Here is a 10,637-nt window from a genome sequence, read left to right as displayed (position 1 = left end):
ATCAAACTCTCCAAATTGGTATTTAGAAAGAGCGATTGCTCATTTTGAAACATCTGACGAGAATTAAATTCTCATTTGTGAATTCACTTGCGTGAATCCGATACTCACTCGTTGTTCAGTTTTCAAAGATCAATGTCTTGCTTGTCCGCCGCTCAATGTCTCAGCAGCGACCTTTATAATATATCATGGCGACCTTGTTTCTGTCAAGCGTTTTTTTAATTTCTTTTTTCCGCTTCCTTCTCAACAAGTTTTTCGAAAAACTCTTGTTTCAAGGGCCGAGAATTAATATACCATTTTACTCGCTACTACGTCAACCCTTAAAACAAAGTTATTTTCAAACCCAACAACATTATTACTCCCGGAAGCCCCAAAACCGTTACTGCGCCTATAGTTGCCGGATTAAGGGGAATGTGTGCATCTGTTATAAAACCCGAAAAATTCACTAAGTAAATACCCACCGCCGCCAGAATAAGATGGGTGCCGAATAAACTTAACCAGCCAAAGCCTAATTTTTTGCGGAATACAATTAAAAACAATAAAAGAACGGATATACTCAATACTCCAATCGCCGCTAATCTTAACAATGTCTCTCCTCCTTTATCAAATCTGTTCCATTCCGTTATAGCCGCGTCCGGTTAAGCCCCAAGCTTTTGGCATGCTTAAGATGAATCTGATATTTGCGTTCTGCCGCCTCTAAGATATAAATGGCATAATCTATCTGATCCTGTCCCAGCGCCTCATCGAACATCAGATAAGCCCGCTCCCATTCCATTTGTGCCTTGCGCACTTCCATGAACGTATTCCATCTCTCGTCACGTTCCCGTTCCTTATCGGCGTTGCCTCTCCATGCCCCCCACCAGCCCATACTCAGCTCCCCTTTCGAATAAGTGTGAACACAAGAGCACCCTCTCATCTTCATTCTCATTCATATAAAGATCGGGACAAACTTAGAACTTAAAACCATCACAAATCTGTACTCTCTTCATGAATATCCTTTGATTAGCTCTGAACGCAAAAAAAAGAAGCCCCTCAACTTACCTGGGACTTCTCCACATACTCTAAAGCATCTTATGTCCTAAAACAGCTCACGACGGCCTTCCAAGGCCTTAGACAGCGTGACTTCGTCTGCGTACTCCAGATCGCCGCCTACTGGCAAGCCGTGGGCTATTCTCGTGATTTTGATATCAAAAGGGCGCGTTAACCGGGATATATACATAGCCGTCGCCTCCCCTTCAATATTGGGATTTGTCGCCATAATCAATTCCTTCACTCGCTCGTCGCTGAGCCGTACCAACAGTTCCTTCAGACGGATATCATCTGGTCCAATGCCCTCCATTGGCGAGATCGCCCCCTGGAGAACATGATAATAACCATCGAATTCCTTAGTTCGCTCAATGGCAACCAAATCCTTGGCGTCCTGAACCACGCAGATTACGGACGCATCGCGTGTCTTATCCTGACAGATCCGGCACGGATCAGTATCGGTAATATTACAGCACACGGAGCAATAGTGAAGATTGCGTTTGACGCTTACCAGCGCTTTGGCAAAATCAATGACTTCATCCTCTTTCATATTCAGCACATGAAACGCAAGACGGGCGGCCGTTTTCGGACCGATCCCCGGCAAACGCGTAAAAGCATCGATCAGCTTAGCTAGCGGTTCGGGATAATGCAAAGTAATGTTTCTCCTTTAGGATAAATGGAGTAATGGTCTAGAACAAACCAGGAATCTTCATACCGCCAGTGAATTTGCCCATGTCGTTGTTGGCAAGATCTTCGGCTTGTGTCAACGCATCATTCACAGCAGTGATCACAAGATCTTGCAGCATTTCTACATCATCCGGATCTACTGCTTCCGGTTTAATCGAAATGGACAGCAATTTCTTATGTCCGTTCACTTGCACGGTAACTACACCGCCACCAGATGAACCTTCAACAGTTTTGCCGCCAAGCTCTTCTTGAGCTTTGAGCATTTGCTCCTGCATTTTCTTAACTTGTTTCATCATTTGGTTCATATTGTTCATAATCGATCTCTCCTTTGGAATGTGCCGTTTGGCACTAATCTGCTGAAAGCATTACTCTTTTATGACAACAAGGTCTTCTCCAAAAAGCTGGATCGCCTCATCAATCCAAGGTTCCTGTTTTGCTTCTCCTGTCTCGTGTTCATGCTCAAGACGCAGCTCTTCCTTACCAGGCTGTTCTGCAGACTTCATAGCAGCCTCGTTCCAGTCGCGAAGCATAATGGTCACAAGACGATACGGCTTACCCAAACGGGCAGCCAGAACGCCCTCAATCACCTGCCGATTAGCCGGCTTCTCAGTAGTGTCCCGATGTATAGTGTTCTTAAAAGCAACCAGCACTGCGTCTTCCATAACCGATACAGGCTCCCCGTCAACGAACCAGGCGTGAACAGTGATCTTCTCTTCCTTCACACCTTGCAGCACTAGACTCCATTGCTTATAGATAGTCGTAAAGTCGGCGCTATCCTTACCAGCAATAAATTTATCCACCTGTGGCGGCATCTTGGAAGCCGTGGTGATTCGTGGAGCAGCGCTCGGCGCAGAGGCAGACTTACCCTGGGTACCCTCGCGCCCTCCGGAAATGCCTCCCGACTTCAGCGCCTGCTCCAGCTTCTTCTCCAATGCAGCGATCTGTTTCTTAAGCACACCTAGCTCACCAGGGTCAGTAGCGGCACTTCCGCCTGCCACAGCTCCTTGGAAGGCACCAGGCGAAATAGCCGTATCAGCCGAAACTGCGGCGCTTTCCTGCAAGCTGCAGAGCTTCATAAGCGCTACTTCAAACAGCGTCTGCGGATGGGTGGCATACTTCATCTCACCCAGATAACGGTTAAGCGTCTCCACAATTCCGAATAGCTGTTCACGGCTGAAGGCGGTAGCCATATCCTTGAAATCCGCCGGATTCAGAACACGGTCGGTCAAGTGATCGGCGTTCGGGACCATTTTGATCATAAGCAAGTCCCGGAAGTAATACAATAAATTTTCGAGACATTTATCGGCACTTTTGCCCTCATGCATAAGCTGTTCGACAAGCTCCAGAAGAAGTCCCATATCACCTTCCAGAATCGCTCTAGCCAGACGGGCAAATTGTTCCGAAGGGATTCCTCCCGTCATACCCAGCACTTGCTGATAGGTAACCTGGCCCTCTGTGAAGGAAGATATCTGATCGAGAATGCTGAGCGCATCCCGCATCCCCCCATCGGAGAGACGTGCAATGTACTGCAGAGCGTCATTATCTGCGGTGATGCCTTCCTTCTCACAGATCTGCTTCAGGTGACCCGTCTGCTCCTCCAATGATACCCGGCGAAAATCAAACCGCTGGCAGCGGGAAATAATCGTCGCTGGCAGCTTATGAGGCTCTGTTGTCGCCAGTATGAACATTACATGGGGCGGTGGCTCTTCCAGCGTCTTCAGCAGCGCATTGAACGCTTCTGTTGTCAGCATATGCACTTCATCGATAATATACACTTTACGACGCACTTCGGTAGGCGCGTACTTCACCTTATCCCGCAGGTCACGAATCTCTTCCACACCCCGGTTAGACGCAGCATCAATCTCCTGCACATCCATGACATTACCAGCAGTAATCCGCAGGCAGGATGGACACTCGTTGCAAGGTTCCGGCCCCTGTCCGCGTTCGCAGTTGACCGCCTTGGCCAGCACTTTGGCAGCACTGGTCTTACCAGTCCCCCGAGGACCGCTGAACAGATAGGCATGTGAGACCCTGTCTTCCCGTATAGCATTCTGCAGCGTTTGGATAATGTGCTGTTGTCCTACCATGTCCTGAAACGACTGCGGCCGCCAAGCACGGTACAGCGCGATATGTTCCACTATGCATTACCCTCTCTCAAGTGCCACTTTCTTGGCATTTGTCGCTAACTCATTATACTATATTCTCCAGACTTTGACCAAAAACAAAAAGCATCCCCGCTTATCGCAAAGATGCTATCATTTATTCATATAAACCGTGCACCTGTTATTGATGACTGCGATCCAAGCGGCAACCCTACTGACTGCTCGGGCTAGGCCACCCTCCGGCACAAGAGCAAACTTGCTTATGGCTGCTTCCTTCCGGACCTGACCAGGTTCACAAGCACTCATTGCGGAGGACCCAACCGTCAACACAGTCCATAGGGACCAAGGCCTCACATCGACAGCACCTCTAACAGGAATTCAACCTCGCTACAGCGGATTGCGAGTTACAGGGCACCGCTACCTCCCCGTCTAGCACGGCGAAGATAAGTATATCCTACGCTCGGACAAAAATCAACCTCAAGAGAATTAACAGCTCCCCCATTACTTTCCTTGCAGTAATAATGCACCTCAATCAAGTGGGAACATTGAAAAAACCCCCGGCACGAAGCCGGGGGCTAGATCTAATAATTATGCCGCAAACGGGCTAATTGAATTAGATACCGTATTTCTTCTTAAATCTATCAACGCGACCGCCGGCATCCAGGAATTTCTGCTTGCCAGTGAAGAACGGGTGGCAGCTGGAGCAAATTTCGACGCGCAGCTCTTGTTTAACAGAACCGGATTCGAAAGTGTTGCCACATGCGCAGGTTACCTTAGTAATGTTGTACTTTGGTTGAATTGCTTCTTGCATTTGAATTTCACCTCTCTTGCCCTAAGCCTCATGCGGACTCAGAGTTATATAGACACATGAGCATAGTTTAGCACGAAACATGCAAATGGGCAATATGTTTCAAATTTACATTTCTAATGCTAGACGTGTATACGACTAGACTTGGCACGGGCCAAATCAGCAGGCGGCACATGGGTAAATGATCCAATAACCACATCAGGAAGCTCTTCCCGGAAAATGTCCAGCATCGTCTTCATACCAAGTATTTCCCCTTTAGCTGGAGGGATCAATTCCAGATAGCTCTCCGGGTCAATATTCAGATTCCGCATCTGAATCAACTTGAGATCGGTACGTCTCACAAATTCCACCATGGCCTCAATCTCTTCTTCACGATCGGTCACACCCGGGAAGATCAGATAGTTAATCGACGTGTACACGCCCTGCGATGCTGCGTATTTGAGAGATTTCTCAACATTGGCCAAGGTATAGCCCCGTGGCTTGTAGTAGGCATTGTAGTGATCATCCAACGCACTGATGGTGCTGACACGCATCAAATCAAGACCAGCATCAACGATTCCACGAATATGGTCGCTTAAGCCCGCATTTGTATTGATATTGATGTAGCCCATGTCAGTAGTAGCGCGAACTTCCCGCATTGCCTCGATGATAATCTTGGCTTGCGTCGACGGCTCCCCTTCACAGCCTTGTCCAAAGCTAACAATGGACTGCGGCGTCTTCAGGTGCTCCAGCATAACCTCTACCAGTTCATCTACACGCGGACGGAAGTTCATCCGTGTCTGCGGAGAGACAAAACCGCTGTCGTCAGGCTGCTCGGAAATACAGCCGAAGCAACCGGCATTGCAAGAATAGGAAACAGGCACAGCACCCTCCCAACGTCCCAGGAAGGTGTTGGAGGATGTAAGGCATTCATAGCCGAGCGCACAGTTCGACAAGTGCCCGAAGAGACGGTTCTCCGGATACTTAGCTGTCAGATCGCCTACACCCTTCTTCACAAGATCACGGTCACAATTGAGCGGATTCCACTGTTCAGGATCATCTGTAAGCTCTGCGCCTACATAGAAACGTCCATCCTTCCATACCACTGCCGAATAACCGAATAGCGGCAGCTTGTAGGACTTATCTGTCTTGACATAGCCGGGAAGGCATAACCGTGTATAACCTTGCGGCATCAATGCCCCAACCGCTTGAGAACCTTCGGGCAGCGGCAGCATTTCACCGGTTGCCGGATTCATACCCACCGCCCGCGTGTTAGGCAGGCCGACCAGCGTAGCACCCTCAGGCAACGGAATCAGCTCTTCTTCCAGCATTTCGACAATCAAATCCCCGCTGCGGGCCAGCCCGTACAGCTCAGGATGATCATATACGTTACCTTTCTCATCGGCATATACCAAATACATATTAGTCTCCTCTTATTCTCGTTCTAGGTTGTGGATACTGTGGGGGCCTTCGAGCGGGTCGTACGGCGTGCAGATGCTCCGCTGTTTGATGTACCACCACTACTGGCCGTGCCACTGGCAGATTCTTTACCTGCAACATCAAATGACGCCAGGAACTCGGCATTCGTCTTACTGTCACGCAGCTTTTTGAGGAATCCTTCCACAAAATCATAGGATTCATTCATATTTTTACGGATAGCCCAAATGGTATCCAGTTCTTCCTTACTCAGCAATACCTCTTCACGACGCGTTCCTGAACGACGAATATCGATCGCAGGGAAAATACGGCGCTCCGCAAGCTTCCGGTCCAGATGTAGTTCCATATTACCCGTACCTTTAAACTCTTCATAAATGATATCATCCATACGTGAACCTGTATCGATCAATGCTGTGGCCAGAATCGTCAGGCTGCCGCCTTCTTCCACATTACGCGCCGACCCGAAGAACCGTTTAGGACGATGGAAAGCAGCAGGATCAATACCTCCGCTTAGCGTCCGTCCGGATGGGGGCACGACAAGGTTATATGCACGCGCCAGACGCGTAATACTATCCAGCAGAATAACAACATCTTTCTTATGCTCCACCAAACGAAGTGCACGTTGAAGCACAAGCTCAGCTACCTTGATATGATTCTCCGGCAATTCGTCAAAGGTTGATGCCACAACTTCACCCTTCACAGAGCGCTGCATATCGGTTACTTCCTCGGGACGTTCATCAATCAGAAGCACAAACAGTTCTATCTCAGGATTATTAGTGGAGATGCTGTTGGCAATTTCTTTTAGGAGGAGCGTCTTCCCTGCTTTGGGAGGCGCCACAATCAAACCGCGTTGCCCCAGACCTACAGGAGCGAGCAAATCCATAATTCGGGTAGATAAATGAGTAGGGGATGTTTCAAGCGGCAGCTTGTCTTGCGGATAAAGAGGTGTTAACGCCGGGAAATGCAGGCGTTCCGCTGCGCTGGCAGGGTTCTCGCCATTGACGGCATTAACCTGAAGCAATCCAAAATAACGTTCATTCTCTTTGGGGGTTCGACATTTCCCCGATACTAGGTCTCCGCTTCGAAGATCGAACTTGCGGATTTGGGAGGCTGAGATATAAATATCCTCCGCACTAGGCAAGTAGTTGATCGGCCTTAGGAATCCGTAGCCTTCCGGCAGAATCTCCAGTACGCCTTCCATAAACATGAGCCCACTTTGCTCCGCCTGCGCCCGAAGGATAGCAAAGATCAGCTCCCGTTTCTTCATCTGCCCGTAGTAAGGGATCTGGTATTTCTTGGCCAGCTTGTACAAGTCGGTCAGCTTCATTTCTTCCAGATCGGAAATTTGAAGATCCATGTAATAACCACCTATTCAATTTTTATAATGAGTTCGTGAACATAGTTCTATGTACTACTGAACTATATCAGCAAATAAAAAGAGTCCGGCAAAATCCTCATTAGGATAGGATTACCCGAATTGGAAGGAGATATGCAGTCAACCTGCAAAAAAACTCCCTCCATTCACCGGGAACCTAATAAATTTATTCTATTCGTTCTCGCGCCAAACGTCAGCCCCCAGATTACGGAGATTGGTCACCAAATGATCGTACCCACGATCAATATACTCCACACCCGTTACTTCGGTGATGCCTTCCTCTACTGTAAGACCGGCGATTACAAGCGCCGCACCAGCCCGCAGATCGGCCGCCTTGACCTTGGCTGCATTAAGCTTGCTGCCTTCCACGATTGCTGAACGGCCCTCGACACGAATCTTGGCCCCCATACGAACCAGTTCCGGCACATGCTTGAAACGATTGCTGTATACAAAGTCACTGAGTACACTAACACCTTCAGCTTGGGTCAACATGCTGGTCATCGGGGATTGCAGATCGGTGGGAAAGCCTGGGTAAATCAGCGCTTTGACATCAGCATGCTGGTACTTGGCTCTGCCAATTACGCGAATGCTCTCATCAAGCTCTTCAATATCTACGCCCATCTCTAGCAACTTGGCGGTTAAAGCCTCCAGATGCTTAGGAATGACGTTATCTATAAGGACGTTGCCGCGCGTCGCTGCAGCAGCAATCATATATGTTCCAGCTTGAATCCGGTCAGGAATAATAGAGTGACGGCAGCCGTGCATTTCCGTAACCCCTTCGATCCGGATGGTTTCCGTGCCGGCACCTTTAATGATGGCACCCATTGAATTAAGCAGTGTAGCTACATCTATAATCTCAGGCTCTTTAGCCGCATTTTCAATAATAGTAGAGCCTTTGGCTCTTGAAGCCGCCAGCATGATATTAATCGTGGCCCCGACACTGGATACGTCCAGATAAATCTTAGCCCCGCGCAATTCTTTGGCATGCAGGTGGATGGAGCCGTGTTCATTAGTTACTGTTGCGCCCAGCGCTTCAAATCCCTTGATGTGCTGGTCAATCGGACGGGGCTCAAAATTGCAGCCACCGGGAAGCCCTATTGTCGCTTCCTTGAATCTTCCAAGGAGCGCTCCCATCATATAGTAAGAAGCCCGCAATTTCTTGACAGGCCCATTAGGCATAGGAATGGACACAATACGGGAGGGGTCAATTCTCATTTGGTTGCCTGACCAGGATACACTCGCGCCAAGCTCTTCCAGTATTTCGGAGTAAACTGCAACATCGCTAAGGGACGGTAGATTATCCAGCACAACTTCAGATTCGGCTAAAATCGCCGCAGGAATAAGCGCAATCGCGCTGTTCTTGGCTCCGCTGATCGTGACAACACCTTGCAGCGGACGTCCACCGCCAATCATTAATTTTTCCATAAATTAACAGGTTCCCCCTACGTGTATTGCGGTTGGTCGACAATACGTGCTGTGGCTTTTCTGGTGATAAAGGTGATGAAAATGGAAAGACACCGGCTATGCGGTGTACTCTCCACATCATCATATTCAACTGAAAAGGACAGTATAACCTGTCCAATACGCTAATTCAAAACTTTATGGACTGTTGTCCTTCAAAACTCTAAGAAAAAGATCTTACGCTTTGTTGTTGGAACCGAACTCACGGATTTTACCGATAACGGTTTGTTTGATAGCTTCGCGGCCTGGTACGATGAATGTACGTGGGTCGTAAGCATCAGGTTTAGCAGCCAAAACTTCGCGAACTACTTTTGCAAATGCGATTTGGTTCTCAGTGTTCACGTTGATCTTGGAAGTACCCAGGGAGATCGCTTTGTCGATGTCATGCACAGGGATACCAGTACCGCCATGAAGAACCAGTGGCAATTTAACAGCGTCACGAATTTCTTCCATTTCTTTGAATCCAAGGTTAGGCTCGCCATGGTAAGGACCGTGAACGGAACCAAGTGCTGGAGCCAAAGTGTCAATGCCGGTTTCTTTAACGATGCGTACGCACTCGTTAAGGTCAGCATATTGGATGCCGCCGATAACGTCATCTTCTTGTCCGCCTACAGTACCTACTTCTGCTTCTACAGAAACACCTTTAGCGTGAGCATAGTCAACGACTTTCTTAGTCATTTCAATGTTCTCGTCGATTGGGTGGTGAGATCCGTCGATCATTACGGAAGTAAAGCCAGCATCGATGGCTTCTTTACATTTATCAAAGCTGGAACCGTGGTCCAGGTGGATCGCTACAGGAACAGTGATTTTCAGGTCGTGGATAAGTCCTTCCACCATTTTAACAACAGTGGTGAAACCGCCCATGTGACGGGCTGCGCCTTCGGATACACCAAGAATTACCGGAGATTTCTCTTCTTCGGCTGCACCCAAAATTGCTTGGGTCCATTCAAGGTTATTGATGTTGTACTGACCTACTGCGTACTTTCCTTCAAGTGCTTTGTTCAACATGTCTGTCATTGATACTAATGGCATGGTTCATCCTCCTAAAGATGTTTTTCGCTATAATTATAGAACCGACATCACATACAGGCTTATTATAGCACATCCAGTGTCAAATACTAAATAGCACTAACAAAAAAATGTCCCGGTGGGACGATATTTATCCACCCCTGTTGTTATCTGCCCTTTTCCAACTTTTCCCCTCCGAAAAAAGGATTCTGCCATTTAGCAGAATCCTTACCTTAACTGCACTGATCGACCGATTTATTGCGAAGATGCATATTTACCGCCACACGCATCTCGTCAATGTCGAAAGGTTTGGTAAAGTGCATCAGCGCGCCCAATTTTGTTGCTTCCTTAATCATGTCCAGCTCCCCATACGCTGTCATCATGATCACCTTGATCTCCGGATTGATCTCCTTCAGATGCTTGAGAATCTCAAGCCCATCCATTCCCGGGATTTTCATATCGAGCAAGACCAAGTCTGGGGATTCGGTACGAACAATTTCCAGTGCAAGTTTACCGTTAGCCGCCTGAAATGTAGTGTAACCCTCGCTATTGAACACTTCCATGAGAAGAATCCTGATCCCATTCTGATCGTCGACAATCAACACTTTATTTTTCTCCATTATCAATACCCTCCCACAATTTAAGGCAGATTGACCATACCGCGCTCTCCACAGCTAACGGCCCCTTTATAACTTAGTCCATACGAAACCTATAATTCGTGGTGTAGATTCAAAATCCTGCTAATTAGATAAAATGC

At 48.0% G+C, this 10,637-nt stretch carries 11 protein-coding genes and 1 other RNA gene; all 12 read right to left on the bottom strand.

The genetic code is table 11. The features are described from left to right. Nucleotides 1-317 precede the first annotated feature (317 nt). Nucleotides 318-584: a pro-sigmaK processing inhibitor BofA family protein gene (locus AC3Y23_RS28730; protein WP_379205496.1), complete on the bottom strand. Its 267-nt coding sequence runs from the start codon at nucleotides 582-584 to the stop codon at nucleotides 318-320. A gap of 35 nt (nucleotides 585-619) precedes the next feature. After that, on the bottom strand, nucleotides 620-865 hold the full coding sequence (locus AC3Y23_RS28725) for a DUF2508 family protein (protein ID WP_379205495.1): 246 nt from the start codon (nucleotides 863-865) through the stop codon (nucleotides 620-622). A gap of 210 nt (nucleotides 866-1,075) precedes the next feature. Further along, complete coding sequence (gene recR, locus AC3Y23_RS28720) at nucleotides 1,076-1,675, bottom strand: recombination mediator RecR (protein ID WP_379205494.1); 600 nt, start codon at nucleotides 1,673-1,675, stop codon at nucleotides 1,076-1,078. A 37-nt stretch (nucleotides 1,676-1,712) separates the two neighbouring features. Then, a complete protein-coding gene (locus AC3Y23_RS28715; RefSeq protein WP_379205493.1) occupies nucleotides 1,713-2,024 on the bottom strand; it encodes a YbaB/EbfC family nucleoid-associated protein in 312 nt (103 codons plus the stop codon). A gap of 51 nt (nucleotides 2,025-2,075) precedes the next feature. Continuing rightward, entirely contained in the window at nucleotides 2,076-3,848 is a 1,773-nt protein-coding gene (dnaX, locus tag AC3Y23_RS28710) for a DNA polymerase III subunit gamma/tau (protein WP_379205492.1), read from the bottom strand. 134 nt (nucleotides 3,849-3,982) lie between these two features. Further along, nucleotides 3,983-4,250: signal recognition particle sRNA large type (ffs, locus tag AC3Y23_RS28705), an RNA gene on the bottom strand. Between the two features lie 175 nt (nucleotides 4,251-4,425). After that, nucleotides 4,426-4,623: a 50S ribosomal protein L31 gene (gene rpmE / locus AC3Y23_RS28700; RefSeq protein ID WP_379205491.1), complete on the bottom strand. Its 198-nt coding sequence runs from the start codon at nucleotides 4,621-4,623 to the stop codon at nucleotides 4,426-4,428. A 119-nt stretch (nucleotides 4,624-4,742) separates the two neighbouring features. Then, on the bottom strand, nucleotides 4,743-6,020 hold the full coding sequence (locus AC3Y23_RS28695) for a radical SAM family protein (protein WP_379205490.1): 1,278 nt from the start codon (nucleotides 6,018-6,020) through the stop codon (nucleotides 4,743-4,745). Between the two features lie 23 nt (nucleotides 6,021-6,043). Continuing rightward, nucleotides 6,044-7,393: a transcription termination factor Rho gene (gene rho, locus AC3Y23_RS28690; RefSeq protein ID WP_175369902.1), complete on the bottom strand. Its 1,350-nt coding sequence runs from the start codon at nucleotides 7,391-7,393 to the stop codon at nucleotides 6,044-6,046. 189 nt (nucleotides 7,394-7,582) lie between these two features. After that, entirely contained in the window at nucleotides 7,583-8,836 is a 1,254-nt protein-coding gene (gene murA, locus AC3Y23_RS28685; protein WP_379205489.1) for a UDP-N-acetylglucosamine 1-carboxyvinyltransferase, read from the bottom strand. 213 nt (nucleotides 8,837-9,049) lie between these two features. Continuing rightward, nucleotides 9,050-9,904, bottom strand: a complete 855-nt coding sequence (gene fba / locus AC3Y23_RS28680) for a class II fructose-1,6-bisphosphate aldolase (protein WP_379205488.1) — start codon at nucleotides 9,902-9,904, stop codon at nucleotides 9,050-9,052. Between the two features lie 209 nt (nucleotides 9,905-10,113). Next, nucleotides 10,114-10,500: a response regulator gene (locus AC3Y23_RS28675; protein ID WP_066368165.1), complete on the bottom strand. Its 387-nt coding sequence runs from the start codon at nucleotides 10,498-10,500 to the stop codon at nucleotides 10,114-10,116. Nucleotides 10,501-10,637: the final 137 nt, after the last annotated feature.

The organism is Paenibacillus sp. MAHUQ-45 (genome assembly GCF_058133325.1).
This window is presented reverse-complemented; position numbering and strand designations above follow the sequence as displayed.

Coding starts and splice junctions, on each gene's coding strand:
- murA (WP_379205489.1), bottom strand. CDS start 8,836: ATGGAAAAATTAATGATTGGCGGTGGACGTCCGCTGCAAGGTGTTGTC.
- AC3Y23_RS28675 (WP_066368165.1), bottom strand. CDS start 10,500: ATGGAGAAAAATAAAGTGTTGATTGTCGACGATCAGAATGGGATCAGG.
- AC3Y23_RS28725 (WP_379205495.1), bottom strand. CDS start 865: ATGGGCTGGTGGGGGGCATGGAGAGGCAACGCCGATAAGGAACGGGAA.
- rho (WP_175369902.1), bottom strand. CDS start 7,393: ATGGATCTTCAAATTTCCGATCTGGAAGAAATGAAGCTGACCGACTTG.
- AC3Y23_RS28695 (WP_379205490.1), bottom strand. CDS start 6,020: ATGTATTTGGTATATGCCGATGAGAAAGGTAACGTATATGATCATCCT.
- rpmE (WP_379205491.1), bottom strand. CDS start 4,623: ATGCAAGAAGCAATTCAACCAAAGTACAACATTACTAAGGTAACCTGC.
- AC3Y23_RS28715 (WP_379205493.1), bottom strand. CDS start 2,024: ATGAACAATATGAACCAAATGATGAAACAAGTTAAGAAAATGCAGGAG.
- fba (WP_379205488.1), bottom strand. CDS start 9,904: ATGCCATTAGTATCAATGACAGACATGTTGAACAAAGCACTTGAAGGA.